This window comes from Aneurinibacillus tyrosinisolvens, assembly GCF_001015055.1.
GTDB lineage: Bacteria > Bacillota > Bacilli > Aneurinibacillales > Aneurinibacillaceae > Aneurinibacillus_A > Aneurinibacillus_A tyrosinisolvens.
Map to the genome: position 1 here is coordinate 84,148 of NZ_BBWZ01000006.1, position 22,460 is coordinate 106,607.

General features: G+C 44.9%; 18 protein-coding genes. All 18 read left to right on the top strand.

What is annotated here, in order from left to right:
• Positions 1-41: 41 nt before the first annotated feature.
• Positions 42-1,211, top strand: coding sequence for a metal-dependent hydrolase family protein (locus MBEAL2_RS07795; RefSeq protein ID WP_047151761.1), 1,170 nt, complete (start codon positions 42-44; stop codon positions 1,209-1,211).
• Between the two features lie 169 nt (positions 1,212-1,380).
• Positions 1,381-2,616, top strand: coding sequence for a M20 family metallopeptidase (locus MBEAL2_RS07800; RefSeq protein ID WP_047151762.1), 1,236 nt, complete (start codon positions 1,381-1,383; stop codon positions 2,614-2,616).
• A 45-nt stretch (positions 2,617-2,661) separates the two neighbouring features.
• On the top strand, positions 2,662-4,446 hold the full coding sequence (locus MBEAL2_RS07805; RefSeq protein WP_047151763.1) for a M28 family peptidase: 1,785 nt from the start codon (positions 2,662-2,664) through the stop codon (positions 4,444-4,446).
• A 237-nt stretch (positions 4,447-4,683) separates the two neighbouring features.
• Positions 4,684-6,138 carry a sodium:solute symporter family protein gene (locus tag MBEAL2_RS07810; protein WP_047151764.1) on the top strand — a complete coding sequence of 485 codons (1,455 nt, stop codon included), beginning with the start codon at positions 4,684-4,686 and terminating at the stop codon, positions 6,136-6,138.
• 38 nt (positions 6,139-6,176) lie between these two features.
• Entirely contained in the window at positions 6,177-7,532 is a 1,356-nt protein-coding gene (locus tag MBEAL2_RS07815; RefSeq protein ID WP_047151765.1) for an Asp-tRNA(Asn)/Glu-tRNA(Gln) amidotransferase GatCAB subunit A, read from the top strand.
• A gap of 16 nt (positions 7,533-7,548) precedes the next feature.
• Positions 7,549-8,907, top strand: coding sequence for a M20/M25/M40 family metallo-hydrolase (locus MBEAL2_RS07820; protein WP_236692718.1), 1,359 nt, complete (start codon positions 7,549-7,551; stop codon positions 8,905-8,907).
• Between the two features lie 249 nt (positions 8,908-9,156).
• Positions 9,157-10,911 (top strand): M28 family peptidase, encoded by a 1,755-nt coding sequence (locus MBEAL2_RS07825; protein ID WP_047151766.1) that lies wholly within the window; start codon positions 9,157-9,159, stop codon positions 10,909-10,911.
• A 23-nt stretch (positions 10,912-10,934) separates the two neighbouring features.
• Entirely contained in the window at positions 10,935-11,945 is a 1,011-nt protein-coding gene (locus tag MBEAL2_RS07830; RefSeq protein ID WP_047151767.1) for an oxidoreductase, read from the top strand.
• A 42-nt stretch (positions 11,946-11,987) separates the two neighbouring features.
• Positions 11,988-13,040 (top strand): ketopantoate reductase family protein, encoded by a 1,053-nt coding sequence (locus MBEAL2_RS07835; RefSeq protein ID WP_047151768.1) that lies wholly within the window; start codon positions 11,988-11,990, stop codon positions 13,038-13,040.
• Positions 13,041-13,411: 371 nt separating this feature from the next.
• Positions 13,412-14,617, top strand: a complete 1,206-nt coding sequence (locus MBEAL2_RS07840; RefSeq protein WP_052947560.1) for an amidase — start codon at positions 13,412-13,414, stop codon at positions 14,615-14,617.
• Positions 14,515-14,760: an amidase family protein gene (locus MBEAL2_RS33925; protein ID WP_161798188.1), complete on the top strand. Its 246-nt coding sequence runs from the start codon at positions 14,515-14,517 to the stop codon at positions 14,758-14,760. The genes MBEAL2_RS07840 and MBEAL2_RS33925 overlap by 103 nt, the downstream gene beginning before the upstream one ends.
• Before the next feature lie 68 nt (positions 14,761-14,828).
• Entirely contained in the window at positions 14,829-15,032 is a 204-nt protein-coding gene (locus tag MBEAL2_RS07845) for a hypothetical protein (protein ID WP_047151769.1), read from the top strand.
• The gene (locus MBEAL2_RS07850) at positions 15,029-16,402 is read left to right on the top strand and encodes an amidase (protein ID WP_052947561.1); all 1,374 of its coding nucleotides are present in this window, start codon (positions 15,029-15,031) and stop codon (positions 16,400-16,402) included. Before MBEAL2_RS07845 ends, MBEAL2_RS07850 begins: the two co-directional genes overlap by 4 nt.
• A 67-nt stretch (positions 16,403-16,469) precedes the next feature.
• Positions 16,470-17,594 carry a zinc-binding dehydrogenase gene (locus MBEAL2_RS07855; RefSeq protein WP_052947562.1) on the top strand — a complete coding sequence of 375 codons (1,125 nt, stop codon included), beginning with the start codon at positions 16,470-16,472 and terminating at the stop codon, positions 17,592-17,594.
• A 25-nt stretch (positions 17,595-17,619) separates the two neighbouring features.
• Entirely contained in the window at positions 17,620-18,750 is a 1,131-nt protein-coding gene (locus MBEAL2_RS29030; protein WP_052947563.1) for a CapA family protein, read from the top strand.
• 103 nt (positions 18,751-18,853) lie between these two features.
• Positions 18,854-19,189: a cupin domain-containing protein gene (locus tag MBEAL2_RS07865; RefSeq protein ID WP_052947564.1), complete on the top strand. Its 336-nt coding sequence runs from the start codon at positions 18,854-18,856 to the stop codon at positions 19,187-19,189.
• A gap of 477 nt (positions 19,190-19,666) precedes the next feature.
• Positions 19,667-20,809: an ABC transporter ATP-binding protein gene (locus tag MBEAL2_RS07870; protein WP_047151770.1), complete on the top strand. Its 1,143-nt coding sequence runs from the start codon at positions 19,667-19,669 to the stop codon at positions 20,807-20,809.
• Positions 20,806-22,362 carry an extracellular solute-binding protein gene (locus tag MBEAL2_RS07875; protein WP_047151771.1) on the top strand — a complete coding sequence of 519 codons (1,557 nt, stop codon included), beginning with the start codon at positions 20,806-20,808 and terminating at the stop codon, positions 22,360-22,362. The genes MBEAL2_RS07870 and MBEAL2_RS07875 overlap by 4 nt, the downstream gene beginning before the upstream one ends.
• The last annotated feature ends 98 nt before the right edge of the window (positions 22,363-22,460 follow it).

Genomic DNA, 22,460 nt, shown 5'->3' on the forward strand with positions numbered 1-22,460 from the left:
CAGCCAGGTTCTCTTTATTGAAACGAGCAGGAGGGGAAAACATGTATACATTGGTTAGGACCAAGGCATTGCTCGATGGAACGGGGAGGGAGCCGGTTCCAAATGGATGTATTTTGATTGAGGATGGCATGATTCGCGAAGTGGGCACCCTGGGTGAGTTTGGTTCAAAATCTATAGAATATGACCTCGTCGACCTATCGGATTACTATGTCCTTCCTGGTTTAATCGATAGCCACACTCATTTGTCGATTGTTCCATCGGAAGGAAATCAGCTTCAACAAATGAGATTGCCTGCTCCGACGAACATCCTGCGAAGTATGCCTAATATCCGTAAAAACTTGAGTTCAGGTGTAACGGCCATGAGAATTATGGGTGAGGAGCACTTTATCGACGTTGAAATTAAAGAGGCGATTAAAAAGAAACTAATTCCCGGACCGAGACTTGTGGTAAGCGGGAGAGGTTTAGTTGCTTCCAATGGGCATGGGGTTGCTATTACGACCACGGATGGAAAGGAAGAGGTCCGGAAGCACGCCAGACAAAATTTAGCCAGGGGAGCTGATTTTCTCAAAATTTTTGCTACAGGAGGGGTAAGCAGCGCCAGCGGATCTCTGGATTACTGTGGTTATACGAGAGAAGAGATTGCAACGGCTGTGGAGGAAGCTGAACGTGTGGGTACGTATGTGGCAGCACATGCGCATGGCGGCAAGGGATTGGATCTGTGCATTGATGAAGGCGTACGAACGATTGAACATGCGGTTTTTATTACGGAGGAGCAAACCGAAAAAGTAATCCAAAAAAATCATTGGCTTATTGGAACGTTTTCCATACTTTTTCACCCTACTGGTATTGAACAGACCGATTTCAATGTTTCGGCTATACGAGATAAGGTACTGCAGGCCCGTGAAGTAGCGGCAGAAAATTTCCATCGGGTCATTAAATCAGGGGTAAACCTGGCGGTAGGTACGGACAGCATGCACGGTTTAATCAGCTATGAATTAGAGTGTTTAGTAAATTTCGGAGCAAGTCCTTTACAGGCCATCATGGCAGCGACCAAAAACGCTGCGAAAGCTTGTCGGGTCGAGCACCAGGTGGGCACATTAGAAGTGGGCAAAGCTGCCGATTTCATTGGGGTCAAAGAAAACCCATTGGCAGATATCAAACATTTGCGAACTGTCGAATGTGTTTATCAAGCAGGAGAAAGGGTAATTTAGTCAAGGGACCAATCTCATGAAGAGATTGGTCTTATTTTATATAGATTAGGGTATAAAACAACACCCTAATAAAGCCTAATGTAAAATAAATATTTAAAATTATCCAAAAAATATCTTAATATAACTTGGCACAGAAGTTGCATTATCTAGCAGTAGAGGAGGGAGAACAATGGATCAGCAAACAAAGTCCAAAATTGAAGCAACGATTGAAGGCATGAGAGAAGAAATCTTTACATTTCTTCAGCATCTTATTCAAATCCCAAGCGAAAATCCTCCGGGTATGTACGATGAGATTTGTGAGTTCCTAAATAAAGAACTAACAAAGCTTGGTTTTGAGGTTGACGTGATTGACGTACCGGAGGAACGAGTGAAAGAGGAAGGCCTTACGTCTCCACGCAAGAATGTCATTGCTACATTGAGGGGGAGCGGGAAGGGGCGTGGTCTTGTTTTCAATTCCCATATAGACACCGTGCCAGCGGGTGATCACAGCCAATGGACATTCCCGCCATTTTCAGGAGCGGTGAGTGACGGGCGAATTTATGGGCGTGGCGCAACGGATTCTAAAGGCCGATTGGCCGCCTATGTTATGTCTGCGGTCGCTCTCAAACGTACTGGAATTCCTATGAAAGGAAATATCACCATTGCTGCAACATGCGATGAGGAAACGGGCGGAGTATTGGGCGCTGGATACATAAATGAACAGGGCCTTGTCGAAGGCGATATGGTTATTGTAGAAGGCTACAGCAACCAAATCGTCCGTGCAATGGCTGGTGTCCTGCAGCTTCGGATCGTTTCTCATGGTGTTCCGGCTCATGCAGCGTTTAAGTGGAAAGGCGTTAACGCAGTTGAAAAGATGGCGAAAGTAATTCAAGGCCTAAATGAGCTGCAGCAGGAATTAGAACAGGAACCGTCCGCCATTCCGGGGATGCGATATACAAATATTAACATTGGTCTCATTCAAGGAGGGACGAAGGTCAATGTCGTTCCAGGCTCTTGTGAGATTGAAGTTGATTTTCGTGTAATTCCAGAACATACCCTGGAAGGAATTTATCAAAGGGTCGAAGAGATGGTTCATAAGCTGCAAAGTCAAGATCCGGATATGAAAATTCAAGTGGAGCGAATCCCTTATTTTCAAACGGAGGCGACGGTTACGGAAGAAGATTCTCCTTTAATCTCGGAATTGCAGGCCGCTGTCAAGGAAGTGATGGGAGGAGAACTGCCCATTGTCGGCATGCTAGGACAGTCAGATACCCGTTGGTTTGTAAAACACCAAATTCCTGGCATTAATTTTGGACCGGGTACAAATGACAACCACCTGCATGGCTATGATGAATTCATGGATATGGAAGATTTGATTCAAACAACAAAAATTCTCGCCGTACTGACGAGAAATGTAGTCGCTTAATCTCATCTTTATACAAATATTTAATCATAAAGGAGTCGATTAAAAATGAAAAATACAGTCCACGTAAGCGAAGTCGAAAAGCAGCTGTTAGAAGACATCAGCAAAGAAGTACCAAATGCCGTACTGGAAAGGTTTACTACGCTTGTCCGTGAGTCCGGCAGCGAGGATGAGCGAAAAGCAGCTGATTTTCTTGTTGACTACTTAAAAGAATGGGGTATCCCGCACAAAGTTCACCAGCCGGAGCTCTATTTAAGCTTACCGAGAAAAGCGACGTTAAAAATTACGCACCCTGTAGAAAGGGAAATTCGAGTGAAGAACCCATCCTTCTCTATCTCTACAGGAGATAAGGGTGGGAAAGGCGAACTCGTTTTCATCTCTACCGGCTATGCCAAAGGAATCAATGATATCTTCGGTACGAAAATCGATGATAACATCGGGGATTTAGAAGGGAAAATTGTAATGACGGAAGGCTTCCCAATGCCGGGAAAGGTCGGCGAATTTGCGGAAATGGGCGTCAAAGCGGCTATTTTCATTAGTCCTGGAGAAAACATTCACGAAGGAATCTGTACAACAATTTGGGGAGCGCCGGATCTCGATAACATGGGTGATGAGCCGAAAATACCAGTTATGGCTATTAACAAATCAGATGGACAGGAACTCATCCAGTTGTGCGGTGAAGGAAAAGTTGAGATAGAATTCCAGACTCGTCTGGAAAAAGGATGGTATCCATGCCCGGTTATCGATATTTTCATAGAAGGTACCGAAGAGCCTGAAAAATATGTCCTTCTGCACGGCCACCTGGATTCCTGGCATGTAGGCATTGGGGATAACGCTACCGGAGATGCTGCTCTTCTGGAGATGGCACGTATCTTCCATCAACACCGCGATAAGCTGAAGAGAAGCCTGCGTATTGCGATTTGGCCGGGCCATTCCTACGGCCGCTATGCCGGGTCTACCTGGTTTGCCGACGCATTTGGCCTTGATTTAGATGAGAACTGTATCGCTCAGGTCAACTGTGACTCTCCAGGCTGCCGCTGGGCTACTTCCTATGAGCACATGATGTGGATGAGCGAGGCAGATGAATTCTGCCAGAAAGCAATCCAGGATGCTGTAGGCCAGCCATCGGCGGGATCAAGGCCGCTTCGCGCAGGGGATTACTCGTTTAACAATATTGGAATTACTTCTTTCTTCATGTTATCTTCTACGATGCCCGAGGAACTGCTGAAGGAGAAGGGATACTATGCTGTCGGTGGTTGTGGCGGAAACATTGACTGGCACACAGAAGATGATCTCATTGCGGTTGCGGATCTGGATATTCTTGAGAAAGATATTAAAGTTTACACGACAGCAGTATTACGGGCCATCAATGCTACGGTTCATCCGTTTAATTTTGTCAAGACAGCTGAGGAATTCATTCAAACGATCCAATCCTATCAGGACGCTGCCGGAAACCACTTTGACTTTAGCGCGGCACTGAATGAAGCAAAATCCCTCCGTGAAGACCTCGCTAATTTCTATAGAGAGATTGATAGTTTGACTGAAGATGAGATTACGAATCCATGGGTCAAAGAAGCGAATCGCAAGATTGAAAGACTAGCCCGTGTTCTTGTTCCAGTGAACTTCTCAAGAAAAGGAAAATTCCGCCATGATCCTGCTTTGAATGTGGCCCCACTACCGGATATTGCTGCTGCAGGAAATTTCCAAAAATTAGAGAAGGGTACTCACCAGTATAATGTTCTGCAAACGCATCTGACTCGCGGTCAAAACCGTATAGCAGCAGCTTTCCGTGAAGCTCGTGAGCTGCTTCAACTTAACAAGCAAGAACTATAGTTTCTAATATCCTGAGCAAGCGGCGGCCGACTTCCTATCGGCCGCTTCCTTCCAAACTGTAAAGGAATTATCGTTTTTTTACTATTATTATTTATTCTGTTCAAATAGGGGGTAAATCATGAACACATTTTTAGGCTTAGGGGTTTCCAATTGGATAATCTGGATTGTCATGGCTTTGTTTATCCTCGGTTACTTTGTCGTTACGGAGGCTTTAAACAAGCGGGAGGAGGATCAATAATGGTTGCCACCATTGTCATTATTTATTTACTTGTCGTCCTGGCTATTGGTTTTTATATGCGTTCTCGAATAAAGAATGAGACGGATTTTCTGGCAGCCGGTGGAAAATTAGGAGCCGTTGTTGGAGGAGCCACCCTGGCTGCGACCCAAATGAGCGGCGGGACAGCGATTGGAACCGTAGGATTTCATTACCAGGTTGGGTACAATTTTGCTTGGATATGGATAGCCATTTGGGCATCCTGGACGATTATGACGCTGCTGATTGCACCAAAAATGAAAGCCTTCTTTAATTCTCATAAGGCCTTGACCATTCCCGATTTACTAGGAACTCGCTTTGAAAGCAATAGAGTCAGAGTCATCGCCGTTATCATTCTCCTGGTGTGTTTTGGTATGACGATTGTTGCGGAACTGGTTGGTGGCTCGTATTTGCTGAATGTTGTGTTTGGTTTATCAAAGACAGCAGGTGTTCTTATCATTGCAGCGGTATTTATCGCCTATACCGTGGCTGGTGGTTTGTTTGCTATCGCCTATACCGATTTGCTGCAGATGGCCATTTTTGTTGTTGGATTTGCCATTGCCATTCCGTTTGCAGTCGGAAAAGCAGGGGGATTTGCCGAATTAAATGCAAAGCTGGCTTCTATTGACCCTGGCTTAATCGGCAACGGTATGCCGCCCAATACGTTGATGGCTGTGGCTCTCTCCTTCTTCATCATGATGATTGGTTATCCCATTATTGCTGTTCGATTCTTCTCCATAAAAGATAATAAGACGATCCGCAGAGCCGTTGGCTACTCCCTTATCTTCCAAGCCATTATTGCTGTTTCCGTATCGATTCTCGGGGTGAGTGCCAGAGTGCTTTATCCGCATTTACAGTCTCCGGATTTAGCAAGCCCGACCATTGCAATGAATTTACTCCCCCCGGTGTTGGGCGGCCTCTTGCTAGCTGCTATTCTTGCGGCGATTCAATCAACGGTGAGTGCGGTTCTTTTAATGTTAGGAAGTGCAATTTCCCACGATATACTTAAAAAAGTCATGAAAAAGGAGATGACCGATAAGCAGCAGGTGAAGATAACAAGGATCGTGGTCCTGATTATGGGGATTCTGCCCATTCCTTTTGCGCTCAATCCACTACCGCTGATCCAACAAATTTGGATTAACGCAGCAGCTTTAATCGGCTCATCCTTTGCAGTTGTTACTTTGTTAGGGCTTTACTGGAAACGAGGAACAACAGCTGGTGCGGTTTGTTCCATGGTCGGAGGTATCGGAAGTGCAATCATCTGGTTGGTGTTAGGGAATCCGTTTGGGCTAGATGCGGTCTATATTAGTATGCCGGTTAGCCTGCTGGGCATGGTGTTAGTTAGCTTAGTTACCAAACCTGTTTCTAAAGAGGCACTGGCACCTTTCTTTAAAGATGAACAGATAAATATTTCTGATAATCAAACAATTGTAAGCTAGAGGAAGTAATAAATCTTTTAGGATGGGGTGATGAGTAAATGAAAGTGATAGAGCAAATCCTGTTTCAATCTATTGAAGAAGTCGGTAATCTGTATCGGAAGAAGGAAGTGTCTCCCGTAGAGGTAACCGAGGCTACACTGAATCGACTCTATAGCCTTGAGCCGAAATTGAATGCCTTTATTACCGTCCTGCATGACGAGGCGATTGAAGAAGCCAAACGGGCAGAAGCTGTCTTTTTGAGAGGGGAGCAAGCTGGCAGGTTAACGGGGATCCCTATCTCAATCAAAGATATCTTTATGACGAAGGGTACCCGTACGTCGTTAGCTTCTCGCATTCTGGCTAATCATGTTCCGGATCACAATTCTCACGTTTATACAGCGTTAAGAAATGCCGGTGCTGTAGTGTTCGGAAAAAATAATATGCTTGAATTCGCTTACGGTTCGGTTCATTCCGACTATGGCCAATGCAACAACCCTTGGGATACAAAGAGAACGTCAGGTGGCTCGAGCACAGGTTCGGCAGCATCGGTGGGGGCGGGAATTGGATTCGCTTCTATCGGTACAGATACCGGGGGATCCATACGTATACCGGCTGCCTTCTGTGGTGTAGTTGGAATGAAACCAAGCTATGAAACAGTAAATTCATATGGGCTTTTTCCTCTATCCGATTCCCTCGATCACATTGGTCCCCTCACTCGTACGGTCAGGGATAATGCTTATGTACTGCAGGAAATTGCCACCCGTCCTTGCGATTTTACACATACTTTTACAGGGGATATTCATGGAGTTAATATTGGTGTCATCCGTGAGTTTATTGATGACACACTTCATCCCGAAGTAAGATCATTGTTTGAGTCTGCCGTTGTCCAGCTGCAAGAGTTAGGAGCGGATATAACCGAGGTAGACATCCCTGGGATTTTAACTGCGGAGGAAGCGGGGATGCCCATTATACTCGCGGAGGCTTCCTACCACCATAGAGAATGGGTACCGGGTCGAGCTGAGGATTACGCTCCGGGGACATATGGGAATCTGCGAGAGGGCCTTAAGATTGATGCTGTAAGTTATTTACAAGCATTGGAAGCACGTCGTCAATTCACAAATGTCGTAAATGAGGCCTTTGAGAAGGTAGATATACTCATTTGTCCTACAGCTCCATATCCGGCGACCGAAAAGGATCCGTCCTTTGAAGATGGAAATATAGATATCTCCAAGCGAACCATCCCATTTAATATTACTGGACATCCAGCACTTAGTGTCTCTGCAGGGAACACAGCTTCCTTAAATTTACCCGTTGGACTGCAGTTGATAGGACGCTACTATGAAGAGGAAACGGTTTATAGAGTAGCAGATGCTTACCAGCAGGCTACCGGAGGCTACCGAAGGCCTCCGCTATAAAACAAAAGAGGCGTGAGTGACCGTGAAAAGGGAACCGATCGAACAGCAGATTAGCAAGAAGCAGGATGAATACATCGAGATGCTATTTCAGCTTTTAAGACAACCGAGCATTAGTTCAGAAGATATTGGTGTAAGGGAATGCGCAACTCTTCTAAAAGAGTTGATGTGCCAGTCCGGTATCAATGCCCAAGTTATTGATACCGAAGGACACCCCATCGTCTTTGGAGAGGTGTATTCTTCGAACAGCGATTTCACACTTTTGATTTACGGTCATTATGATGTTCAACCTGCCGAACCTGTTGATGAATGGCTCAGTCCACCCTTCGAACCGGAAATTCGGGAGGGGAAAATCTTTGCGCGAGGAGCAGGCGACAATAAAGGACAGTTAATGGCGCAGGTGTTGGCTGTCAAAACGATGCTGGATCTTTACGGAGAGTTGCCTGTTAATGTCAAGATGGTATTTGACGGCGAGGAAGAAAATACAAGTAAGAATTTCGAACCTTTTGTTTTAAAGTACAGGGAATTGCTTAAAGCTGACCTCGTATATACCTCTGATGGTCCGCTTGATTCAAGTGGAGCGCCTATCGTTATGCTGGGCTGCAGGGGAATGCTTTATCTGGAGTTGACGGCTGAAGGGGCCGAACGTGATAATCATTCCGGGAACAAGGGGGGAATTGTTCCGAATCCGGCCTGGAAATTGATTCATTTACTTCATTCGATGTGTGCGCCGGATGGAATGGTTAAAATTAGTGGGTTTTATGACCAGGTGAGACAACCGACTGCTAAGGAGCTAAAGCAAATCACAAAGCTTCCTTATGATTCAGTAGAAACGGCTAGGGCATTCGGTTTAAAAACATTGGCCATGGATGGTTCCACCTATTACCGTAAGCTCTCCCTTGAGCCAACATTTAACATCAGCGGACTAACCAGCGGTTATGGGGGGGAAGGAGTTAAAACGATTATTCCGAGTAAGGCGAAGGTGAAATTAGACATTCGGCTTGCTGCAGATCAGAATCCTGACGACATTTATACGCTGGTAAAACAACACGTGGAAATGCATGCTCCCGATGTGAGGATTCGCTGCCTGGGTAAGGTGAAACCTTCTCGAACATCTCTATCGCTGGATACGGTTCAGAGGGTTATTGCTTCTGTGAAAACAGCCTACAATCAAGAGCCAATTGTGATGCTTGCTTCTGGTGCCACATTTCCGGACTATGTTTTTACACAGACCCTCGGTATTCCGTCCGTTCTTGTTCCTTACGCTAATGCCGATGAAAACAACCATGCTCCGAATGAGAACATGGATGTAGTTTGTTTTTTTCAAGGGATTAAAACCACATGTCAGGTCCTCGTCGATTTAGGAAAAATCAGGTAGCTTTTGTTTACATCCAGGAGAACATAAAGTTCTCCTTTTACTTATTTTGTAAAAACAAAAGTGAACTATTAAATTTGCATTAATTTTAAAAATTAATACGTAAAATTTTATTTTTTATAAAAAAAGTAATTGAAATTGCAAAAAAGTATGTATTAAGATAGTGATATGATAAATATCTTTTTCTACAAAATTTTCTGAAACAAACATCTATTCTAAATAGTTTATATGAATGATAGGAGGAATGTAATCATGACTCAAAAACAGCTGGACGCAGTGCAGCAACTATTAGTGGAAGAAGTAAGCGAGAAGAATTTAATGGAATACACCGAGGAAGTATCGAAAGAGGTTCGTTTATCGGGGACACATGAAGAATACCGTGCATTTCAGTACGTGAAGGATACGCTGGAAGGATTCGGCTTATCGACTCAGCTGTTAGAATGCGATGCTTACATCAGCTTGCCAGGCGAGGCAAGCCTCCGCGTAGACGACAAAGAGTTTAAATGTATCACCCACTCCATGGCCCAGCCTACTCAGGAGGGAGGATTGCAAGGTGAACTTGTCTATGTAGGAAAAGGCCTGCCGCAGGATTACCAGCAAGCGGATGTCCAAGGGAAAATTGTATTGATTGATGGATTGGCCGTACCTGGTGCAGTCAAGCTGGCGCAACAGTTCGGAGCGATCGCGGCTCTCTTCATCAATGCGGCCTATACACATGAAATGATTGTCTCCCCTGTATGGGGAAGCCCGACTCCCGAGACGCAACAGTTATTGCCGAAAATCCCGGTTGCTTCTGTGAATCATGCGGATGGGGAAGGGATTAAGGCGGACGTTAAAGGCGGCGCGAAGTTGAGCGTATGGATGAAGACGGAAGTTGATACTGGCTGGCGCAAGATTCCGACGTTGATTGCAGAGATTCCCGGTACGGTGGAACCGGATAAGTTCGTCATGTTTAGCGGACATATTGACTCATGGCATTATGGAGCCATGGATAACGGTTCAGCCGACGCAACCATGATGGAAGTAGCGCGGATCCTCTCTGAAAACCGGGATAAACTGCGAAGAACACTGAGACTTGCCTTCTGGTCTGGGCATTCCCATGGACGATATGCAGGATCAGCCTGGTACTGTGATACTTATTGGGAAGAACTTTATGAGAATTGCGTATTACATATTAACGTTGATTCCGTTGGCGGGAAAGGTGCTACCATCCTGAGCGAAGCAAACAGTATGGCAGAAACGAAAGATTTGGCTGCCGGTCCGGTTGCTGCAATTGCTGATCAGGAATTTATCGGTTCACGCTTTGGACGTGCAGGAGATCAGTCCTTCTTAGGCACAGGAACGCCATCTTTATTTATGGGGTTATCCGAACAGCAGCCTTCCACTGATCCTGCTGCACAGGCATTTGCCATGCTCTTTGGGGGAGGACGTGCCGGCGGGTTTGGCTGGTGGTGGCATACTACGGAAGATACGATCGATAAACTGGATCCTGACAATTTGGTTCGTGACTGCAAAATCTACGTGGGAACTGTGTATGAAGCTTGCTCTAACCCGATTCTGCCAGTCAATCAGCTCTCTGCAGTGCAAGAGTTGAAAGGCCATTTAATCGCTTATCAGGAGAAGGCGGGCGAACGCTTAGATTTGGCCAAATCCGTGGATCGCATAACAGCGTTGGAGAATCTGGTGACAGAAATATATGCATCCATCCATAATAAAATCCTAACCGAAGAACAGGTATCCCTGGTGAATCAAGGATTAATGGACTTATCCCGTATCCTGATTCCGCTTAACTATATTCGGGGCAGCATTTATGAACACGACCTTGCACTAAAGCAGGCGCCGATTCCCGCTCTTGCGGAAATTGATCAACTCGCTGAAGTGGAAGTGGGAAGCGATGCATTCTATCAATACAAAACACTTTTGGTCCGCAGAGTCAATCGTGTCAACCATGCTTTATTGCAAGGAAGCCAGGTTTCGACCGAGTTACTGAATAAATTAGCTGACTAAAATAAGGTAATGGAGTTGTTTTCATGCCAAGTTTATTTGATCCTATCAAGCTTTGTAATCTAGAGATCAAAAACCGTGTCATCATGTCACCTATGTGCCAGTATCAAGCTTCCAATAAGAAGGGAATGGTCGAGAATTGGCATTTGATTCACTATGTATCACGCGCCATGGGAGGCACAGGGCTGATTTTAACTGAAATGACCGATGTGGAAGCGCGTGGACGCATTACTGAGGGCTGCCTGGGTATCTATAATGATGCTCAGGTAGACGGGTTCAAACTCATCATTGAAGAGTGTCATCGCTACGGTTCAAAAATCGGAATGCAAATTTCACATGCAGGGAGAAAATCAACGATTGCGGGCGGGGACATTGTCGCCCCCTCTGCGATTCCTTTCTCCAAGGAGAGCCCTGTTCCCCGTGTTTTAACGAAGGCAGAAATAGAAGGGATTGTGGAACAGTTTGGAAGGGGAGCCGAGCGAGCGATTGAAGCGGGCTTTGATACGATTGAATTGCACGGGGCGCACGGCTATCTTATCCATCAATTCATGTCACCTGCAAGCAATAAACGGGAAGATGAATACGGGAACCGGACGAAATTTGCACTTGACGTCATTCGGACAGTCAAACAGGCGATGCCATCGGGGATGCCCCTTATATTCCGTGTGTCTGCTGTGGAGTACCTGGAAGGAGGTTACACCTTCGAGGAGATGCTGTCCATGTCCCATCTGTTTAAGGAGGCGGGGGTTGATGTCTTCGATGTGAGTACTGGAGGCGACTCCTCCTATCGTCCGGAGGTATATCCCGCTTACCAGGCCAGGTATGCTGCTGCTTACAGGAAGGAACTTGAGGTTCCGATCATTAGCGTGGGGAAATTGGAGAATCCGTATGTAGCCGAAGCCGTTATACGAAATGAACAAGCGGACATGGTTTGTATAGGGAAAGGCATGCTTCGTAATCCTTACTGGGCGAAAGAAGCGGCAGCCACTCTGGGAGTCAGCCTTGAACTGCCTGGTGTTTACAACATGGCCTATTAATATGGAGTTGTAGAACGAAGAAAGGGAGAGGGGGAAACAGCAATGAAAATCACCATCATCGGTGCCGGAGCCATCGGCGGAGTGGTAGGTGCCTGCTTAGCCAAAGCCGGAGAGGACATTACATTCGTAGATACCGCGCAGAACCATGTGTTAAAAATGAAAGAATACGGACTGACGATTAAAGGAAATGAGAATAGCTTTACGATTCCAGTGAAAGCAATGACCCTCGAAGAGCTTCTTGAACTTGGCGAACCGTTAGAAACTGTGTTTCTTTGTGTGAAGGCACAGCATACAGGCGGCGCAGTGAATTCGTTTAAACATCTTTTAACTCCTGACGCCACTGTCGTTTCGTTTCAAAACGGGCTATGCGAGCAGGAAATCGCTAATCTGATTGGAAAGGATCGAACGGTCGGGTGCTTCATTAATCTATTTGCCGACTATCTGGAACCCGGGCTTGTTCAATATGGCGGAGTTGGCAGTGTGTATATCGGGGAGCTGGATGGCACTATCTCTGCACGGGTCCAAAACCTTGTAGCTTGCCTTTCTGCATTGGGGACAGCGAAAGCAACGGATAACATCTGGGGATACTTATGGGGAAAACTAGCCTACGGGGCGATTTTGACTGCTACTGCCTTAACCGATGAAACCATTGCAGATGTACTGGAACCGGAACGCAACCGTAAGATGCTGATGGACCTGGCTGCGGAGGTCCTGGCCGTAGCGGATTATCTTCAAATTAGGCCGATGGGATTTGACGACTGGGAACCTTCCCTGGTCTATCCTATCGAAACGCGTGATTTGGAGAAAATTAATTTGCAAGTTGATACGCTAATCCAGAGGCTTCGCACTTATACCAAGACGAAAACGGGTATTTGGCGGGATCTGGCTGTACGTAAGAGAAAGACAGAAGTTCCCTATCATTTAACGCCTGTGATTGAAGTGGGTGAGGCTGCGGGGATTAAATTGCCACTGACAGAATCCGTTCTGTTGATGATTAGAGAGGTTGAGGAAGGTAAGAGAGAGATGTCGCTTTCAAACCTGGAAATTTTGCATGATTTATATCAGAAAAATAGAGTTGAACAGGCATCCTCTTAATTTCTTTCAATTCTTTGCGAGAAGTAGAAAAAACGGCTCCCTGGTTGTGGGAGCCGTTTTTTTGCAAGGCGGCATCTTTTCCTTCTTTTTTATCCCCTCTTTTTTGACTCTCTTTACCTTCTCATTAGGTTTATTATTTTAAACCTAACAGACCCTAATAAGAGTAATAATTACACAACAATCAGAAAAAAGATCTGATTTGGATTGGCACAAAAGTTGCTTAAAAGATTTATAAAGGAAAACAAAAAGTACATAACCCCAATCTCTATTGAAATTTTTTAAGAAAAGTAAGTCTCAAAATAACACAGGCGCAATTATGTTGTAAAAATTAATATCCTTTCTGATAGGGGTAGAATGAGGAGAATAACAGAATGACGAATGATTTATTATTTTCTTCCATTGAGCAGATCGGTTCGCTATATCGCAAAAAGGAAATTTCCCCAGTTGAAGTCACGAAAGCCACCCTCGAAAGGCTCAACGATGTTGAGCCTAAACTAAACGCTTTTATTACAGTGCTTTCCGATCAAGCAATAGAACAGGCAAAACAGGCAGAAGCCCTCTTCTTACAGGGAGAGGACACAGGGAAATTAACCGGGATTCCTGTATCCGTAAAGGATATTTTCATGACAAAGGGAATTCGGACGTCTCTGGGCTCCCGAATTATGCAAGATTTTGTGCCGGACTATGATGCTGATATCTATACCGCTTTACGAAAATCCGGTGCAGTGTTATTTGGAAAAAACAACATGTTAGAATTCGCTTATGGCTCGGTGCATCCGGATTACGGACAATGCAACAACCCCTGGGATATTCAACGTACAGCTGGAGGGTCAAGTACAGGCTCAGGTGCATCAGTAGCTGCAGGAATCGGTTTTGCCTCTATAGGAACTGACACTGGGGGCTCCATCCGGGGACCGGCCACCTTTTGTGGAATCGTCGGGTTAAAGCCAACCCATGAAAAGGTGAGCCGTAAAGGTGTTTTTCCACTTTCCCATTCACTTGATCACGTTGGCCCTTTAACAAGAACGGTCCGTGATAATGCAGCGGTGCTGGAAGCTATTTCTACGGATCCTCTCAACTTTGACTCTATTTTTACAGGCTCTATAAAAGGAACCAAAATTGGTGTCATTAAAAAGCTTATGGATTTGCCTCTTGATCGGGAGGTTCTATCACTCGTAAACAATGCAATCGAGCAATTGCGTTCTTTAGGTGCGGAAATTATAGAGGTTGAAATACCCGGTATCGAATCTATCGGTCGTGCTGGTCTTACGCTCGTATTGGCCGAAGCATCATTTTATCACAAGGAATGGCATCCACACCGGGCTGATGATTATGCCCCCGGAACATACACCAATGTAAAAGAGGGATTTAATATTTCAGCGATGAGTTATTTGGAGGCGCTGGAAAAAAGGCGGGAATTTATAGAAACCGTTAACGGAGTTTCAAGGAAGTTAATATTCTGGTTTGCCCAACATTGCCTTATCCGGCAACCAAGAACGATCCAACATTTGAAGAAGGGGATATTGACGCCTCTCTTAGAACCATCCCATTTAACATATCCGGTCATCCGGCATTAACGATTTCAGCGGGAAATACAACAGATAGTAACCTGCCTGTTGGGATTCAAATGATAGCACGTTATGACGATGAAGCAGCAATCTATCGAGTGGCTGACGTTTATGAAAGAGAAACAGGTGGATTTAGAAGACCTCCCTTATAAGTTATTGGCTATAAGATGTTTTGGTCTATGGAAGCTGTATCGATAAAACGGTTTAGGAGGAAATTCGAGTGAAAAAAGCTGATGAAAGCCTGATTGCAAATTTAACTGCGCTAATAGGGTTAAATTTAGACCCTCAAAGGATTGCGTACCTTACGCCCCAAATCAATCAGACAATGCAAATGTACCAACAACTGAAACCCATCGACATTCTTGAGGAGCCGGTAACCCTGTTCAATCCTATCAACTTCAGCAAGGGGGACGCATCTAAATGAATATGACTCAACTTACAATTCAGTCCCTAGCCGAACTGTATCGAAAGCGTGAGACCTTTCCAGTTGAAGTGACCCATGTACTGGTTGAGGAAATTGAACGTGAAAACGGAAAGCTTAACGCATACGCTACGATTACTGCCGAACTAGCGTTGGAACAGGCCCATATAGCAGAACAAGAGATGATGAAAGGTCAGGACCGAGGGCCGCTGCACGGCGTACCTATTAATCTGAAGGACAACATTGTAATCGCCGGCATTCCGACGAAGGCGGGTTCTCCAATTATGAATGAGTATGTTCCAGTGCGGGATGCGCAGGTCGTAACGCGGCTCAAGGAGGCAGGGGCTATTCTTTTAGGGAAGGCCAATATGATGGAGTTTGCCTATGCTGAAACGCACCCTTCCATTGGTATTACGAACAATCCGTGGAACCTGGAACATACCGTGAATGGTTCGAGCAGCGGCTCGGCTGCTTCCGTCGCGGCGGGACTCGCTTTTGGTTCTCTTGGCACCGATACAGGCGGGAGCATCCGGATTCCGTCGTCTTATTGCGGATTAGTAGGATTGAAGCCAACGTACAATTTGGTTAGCTGTGACGGGGTCATTCCATTAGCATGGAGTCTTGACCATGTCGGACCCATGACACGGAGTGTGTACGACAATGCAGCGCTGCTTAGCGCTATCAGTGATTTTCAATTTGAATCGGACCTGCTGTCGTCTCCGAGTGTAGCTGGCTTGCGGATCGGTGTGTTACAGATAGGCAGCGACGTAACGGACGAAGTACAATCTGCCATTATGAAACTCACCCAATATCTTAAAGATCAAGGTGCATCTATTATTCGTGAGGTGAAAATTCCAATCCTCAAGGACACCGCAAAAGTTCTCATGGGGGTGATGCTTCCTGAAGCGAGTGCTGCACACGATGAACTGCTAGCAGAACAAGGCGGCCAATACCATCCGCTCATTCGTGACAGGCTGGAAATTGGCAGCCTCATACCAGCTGTAGACTATCTCCGCGCCCAGCGGTTCAGGGCACGCTTCTGCAGGGAAGTCAACCTTGCAATGCAGAATATAGACGTCCTTGTTCTTCCAACTACGCTTAGCTCTGCACCCCGGCATGACGAGAGCCCGGAATTGGACATTCCGGTAATTGAAGCACTGACTCAGCTTACAGCGCCATTCAATGTTACCGGTTTACCGGCATTGGCATTGCCTACTGGAATAAGCCGTTCGGGGCTGCCTCTTAGCATGCAAATCGTTGGCAAACCATTTACGGAAAGCATTATCTACCAGGTTGCCGCTGTTTGTGAACAGGTCACTGGCTGCAAAGGACAGGTTCCGAGCGTAAAACGGATAAAAAATGACCAATCCTAAAGTTGTTGGATGAATTAATTTTAATAGCTGCTAAAAACAATTTTTTCGAAGGAGTAGAAGAAAGCCTATGAATGATAAAAGCGGGAACGACGTTCTAACAGCTGATAATTCGGAATTATCCCAAAGTCTACCTAAAACAATGCGGGCCGTTGTTATTAGAGAACATGGCGGTCCGGAAGTATTACAAATCGAAGAAGTTCCGGTGCCAGTTCCTGGACCTGGGGAGGTTTTAATTAAGGTTGAGACGACTGCCTTAAACCACCTTGATATTTTTGCAAGAGAAGGGTTAAAAGGACCAGGTGTTCCTAAAATAACATTACCGCATGTATCAGGCGTTGATGTGGCCGGCCGTGTTGTTTATTATGGTCCATCTATTCCTGGTCAAAAGAAACACATAGATAGTGGCGAACGTGTACTTATCAATCCAGCCATCGGCTGCGGTGAATGCCGCTGGTGCAGGCAAGGCGAACCAAGCATGTGCCCTGATTATCATATATTAGGTGAACATTGCTGGGGCGGATTGGCCGAATATGTTGCAGCGCCGGCCAGAAATATTATTGCTATACCTGACCATATTTCTTCTGAAGTTGCAGCTGCCATTCCAGCTGTATATACAACAGCATGGAGAGGAGTCATAACGGTAGCCCAAATTAAGCCTTCTGATCGCATTCTTGTGGTGGGAGCATCGGGTGGACTTGGTTCAGCGCAGCTTGAAATTGCTGTGGCTACTGGTGCTGAGGTGCTTGTTACAGCCGGAAGTCATGAAAAGCGACAAAAAGCACTTAATATGGGGGCTGTTGCCGCATTTGATTCTCACGGCGATTGGGAGGCGGAAATCATGGAGTGGACGAAGGGGGAAGGTGTTCACGCTGCCTTTGATTCTGTCGGTGCTCCCACCATCAGACATAGCTTAAGGTGCCTTCAAATGGGAGGGAAACTTGTTCTATCAGGCGCCACTGCTGGTGATTCGCCAGATTTAAGTATACGTGAAATCTATCAATGGCATCGAAAAATACTAGGGGCGCCCCTGGGGAATTGGGAAGACTTTTTACAGGTGACCAATCAAGTGTGGAGAGGACAATTAAATCCACAGATCCACCATGTATACGATATAACTGAAATAGCTGAGGCACAAGATGCGCTGGATCAAAGAAAACATTTCGGGAAAATAGTCATAAAAATCAGTTCCTAATCTTAATTAACTGGAGGGAGAATGTATGACATTGGCAATCCATCTTGCTGCTGTAGGTGATATTACACTGACGCAAAAACCAGGAGAAAATTTATTGCGGACTGTATGGGATGCTGCACATGTTCGTATAGGTAATCTGGAGTCCCCTTTTGTGGCTGAGCCGGGTGCTGCTGCAGATAAGCAAATTCGCTTACAACAGCCAATTGAAGCAGGAGAATGGTTAAAACAAGTAAACCCGACTGTCGTTTCATTCGCGAACAACCACACGATGGATTGGGGTCCTGAGGGACTCTCCCAAACTTTTGAAGAGTTAAATAGGATTGGAGTAAAGTTTGCAGGTGCCGGTAGAAATATTGATGAAGCAATACAACCTGTTTACCTAGATGTTGATGATTATAAAATTGCGTTTCTCTCCTGGTCTTCAACCTTACCTCCGGGATTTCAGGCATCGAACAATCGCCCGGGTATTGCCGGGTTAAGAGTAAAGACATACTACGATATTGAACCAAGCGTCGAGTATGAACAGCCAGGAACACCGCCATGGATAAAAACCGAACCGGTCGAAGAGGACATGTTATTACTGGAAAAGACAATTAAACAAGCCAACGAACAATCAGATTTTGTTATATTGGCCATACATTGGGGTGTCCCGCCTCAATGGTGTACACCATATCAAGGATTAATCGCAGAATATCAACCATTAGTTGCGCAACGTGCGGCAGATGCAGGTGTGGATATTATTATTGGACACCATGCACACGCTCCATATGGTATGGAGTCATTCGCAGTAAAGAATCATAAAGGGCAAGATAAAGAAGTTCCAGTTCTCTACAGCCTGGGCAACTACATTTCTCACTATGAATATACACATGTAGGGCTCGATCTTTCTTCCATTACTTTGCCTCATTTTCCGCCAAGTCTGCCTGAGAACCGGCAAAGCAGCATCATTGATATTAAATTGACGCCTTCTGAGGGGAAACTCAAAGTAGAACATGTGAAAATCCAGCCTGCTGTATTAAATGATGTAGGCGAAGCTATAGAAATAAATAAGGAAGAAAGTTTGAAAATTGCAAACCGGCTTAACGAATTTTCAAACCAGCGTGGAACACAAACATTTATCGAAGACGGGAATGTTGTGTGGAAAAACACAAAGTAATTGACTATTAATAATGGAAACAATACTTAGCAAAGACGTCCCTTGCTTTTATGGGACGTCTTTGAAATTTCAATAACTACTTTAGAAAAAGGAGCGATTTGGCATGCAATTTGTACATCTCAGGCAAACCGAGGTCGAAGGTCATATTGCGGACGTGGTTCTCGATCGCCCGGAAACACGAAACGTCTTTAATACAGAAATGGCCTATCAACTGCTGGAAATCCTTCAGTCAATTTCAAAAAAAATGGCTTGGAAACGCGCCGGTGAACCGGGCGAGGAAGCGGGGATTGTGATGCGGGGAGAGTTACAGGTCATGCTGAATGGGCGTGTCATTCACCTTTATGAAGGAGACAATATTTATTTTTCCAGTACAACCCCGCATCGCTACATTAACCCGGGTACATGTATATCTCTTTCCGTATGGGCAATGGCGCGGTAAACAGAGAGAGTTTGGGTCCCTTTAAATATAGTAGAAAAATAATATAGCCATCATTATCTATCCACAGAAGATAATGATGGCTATGCTCTTGTAGTCATGTTATCCATTTTATAAATTTGACAACTCCTGAATCACTAAGACTAAGACAGCTGCAAAAGAATAGGCCGCATAAAAAATACCTTTAACGAAGTCCCCCGCGTATTTCGCAGCATTTCTCATGTCGATGCACTTCCTTCAATTAAATTTGATTTATGCATTAACAATATTATATTATTCAAAATTATGCAATAGATTTGTTCGAAAAATGTTCACAAATTATTTTAATGTGAAGGAGGAATTGGTATTGGTATGAGGTCATTTTAATGAGAATGTATCGTGAAATTATATATTTCTAATAATAAGGCGATAACAATAAGGAATAGATTCGAGCAGTTGTAGATGGTACAAAATATGTACTGAGGATTGAGGCGATTTTAATTGATTACTTTTAAACATGTGGGTAAAAAATACCCGGATGGATTTGTGGCCTTAAAAGATATTGACTTTCATATAGAAAAGGGAGAATTGGTCGCGTTAATTGGCCCAAGTGGCTGTGGGAAGACAACGACAATGAGAATGATTAACCGGTTGATTGAGCCTACAAGCGGCCAAATTCTTATTAACGGGGAAGACATTTCCGATAAAGACCCGGTCCAGCTCCGGAGAAACATCGGTTATGTCATCCAGCAAATCGGTCTACTTCCACATATGACAATTGAAGATAATATTACCCTTGTTCCGAGGTTAAAAGGATGGGAGAAAGAACGCTACGAAAAAAAGGTGGATGAACTGCTTAATTTGGTAGGGCTTGACCCTGAAGAGTATAAATCACGTTTTCCTGCAGAGCTGAGTGGAGGACAGCAGCAGCGTGTCGGCGTTATCCGCGCATTAGCCGCTGAACCGCCGATTATCCTCATGGACGAACCATTCAGCGCACTCGATCCAATCAGCCGGGAACAGCTGCAGGATGAGCTGGTTAATCTCCAGGAAAACATTAAGAAAACGATCGTATTCGTTACCCATGATATGGACGAAGCCATCAAGATTGCTGATCGAATCGCGATCATGAAGGATGGGGAAATCGTCCAATTTGATACGCCTGAGAAAATTCTCCGCCATCCAAAGAATGATTTTGTTAAAGGATTCATTGGGGAGGAGCGCCTGGAGGCAGGGAATAACTCCCAGCCGATTGCGGAAGATTTGATGATCAAGAAAGTGATAACAGCAAGGTCTGCTAGAGGACTTGCACAAGCCCTAAAAACGATGAAAATGTATAAAGTTGACAGCTTACTTATAACAGACAACCAAAATCAATTTATTGGTATTGCTACGATTGATAATGTGGAACGTTATTACGCTGATGAAGACAAAACTTTAAGAGATATTATGAATCAGGATTATCAGACAGTGGAAGCGGACACTTCATATACTGATGTGGCAGAAATCTTTGCCAAAGGTGCCGTCTCCATCCCTGTTCTCCGAAATGGAAAACTTGTCGGGCTCATTACCCGCGCAACGATGATGAGAGGGTTAGCCGGTATGAAAATAGCAGCACCCGGGGATGGAGGCATTGTTAAATGAATAAGGAAAACTTTTTTATGTTATTAATCGATACCTTCCGAACAAGATGGCCAGAAATCCTTGAAGCGCTGCAGCAGCATCTATTTTTATCTCTTGTATCCATCCTTATCGCAACGCTCATCGCCATCCCGGTAGGAATTTATATTTCAAGAAGAAGAAGATTGGCGGAGCCGGTCATGGGCGTTGCTTCTGTGTTTCAAACCATTCCAAGTCTTGCGTTGTTTGGTTTTCTGCTCCCGCTTTTTGGAATAGGAAGTGTTACAGCGATTATTGCCCTTACCATCTATGCGCTGCTTCCGATTTTGAGGAATACGTACACAGGGATTTCCGGTGTTGACCAGGCAGCGGTAGAAGCCGGACGGGGGATGGGAATGACGAAAAACCAGATTTTACGCATGATTGAACTTCCGCTCGCTATACCCGTTATTATGGCCGGTTTGCGTACGGCAACCGTGCTAACGATTGGCGTGGCAACTCTTGCGGCATTCATCGGTGCGGGCGGATTGGGTGACATCATTTACAGAGGATTAACCACAACACGCAATGAATTGGTTCTGGCAGGTGCAATACCGGCAGCCGTTCTGGCTATTGCGATTGACCTTATCTTAAGACGCATTGAGATGGCGACAGATATAAAATCCAGAAAAAAATTCTCCTGGAAAAAAGGAGCCCTCATTTTGATTCCGATTGCAGTCCTCGCCCTATTCTTTGGGTTAAGAGGCGGCAATGCTGAAGATACAGTAGTAATTTCAGGTAAAAAGTGGACGGAACAATACATACTTCCTTACGTTATCTCTGAATATGTGAAGGAAAAAACAGGGTATAATGTCACCGTACAAGAAGGGCTCGGGGAAACACCAATCTTGACCCAGGCCATTCAAAAAGGCGATATCGATATGTATATTGAATATACAGGGACAGGCCTATTGACCATTTTGAAAGAACCGTACAACCCGGAAGATAGTGCAGATGTAATTTACAATAAAGTAAAAGAAGGATACAGGAAGAAATACCAGTTAGAATGGCTAAAGCCCCTGGGCTTTGAAAACACGTATGCCCTTGCTTTAAATCCAGAGATATATAAACAACTGGGAGTAAAGACAATCTCTGAGCTTGCGCCTCGATCATCTGAAATTACTTTTGGCGGCCCTGCAGAATTTTTCGAGCGTGAAGATGGCTATGATGCATTTGTTAAAACATATGGTCTCAATTTCAAAGATAAGCGAAGCCTTGATCCTAACTTGATGTACTCTGCTGTAAAAGAAGGAGAAATAGATGCCATTCCTGCCTACACGACAGACGGAAGAATTATTCGTTTCAATCTTGGTGTGCTTGAAGACGATAAAAAGTACTTCCCCCCCTATTATGCGGCTCCGGTCGTTCGTGAGGAAGCATTGAATAAATTCCCAAAACTGAAAGGCGTCGTAAATGAGCTTGGCGGGAAAATATCTGAGAAAGAGATGGCGGAAATGAACGCTAAGGTAGATTTAGATAAACAGGATCCTAGAGAAGTAGCGATAGCGTTCCTAAAGAACAAAGGGTTAATCAAATAAGCTTAAAAGAAAAGGGGTGGGCGGTTTACAGACTGCACACCCCTTACTTATTCAACAGCTTCACCAACATGTAAGATGGTATACTGTATGTAACCTTT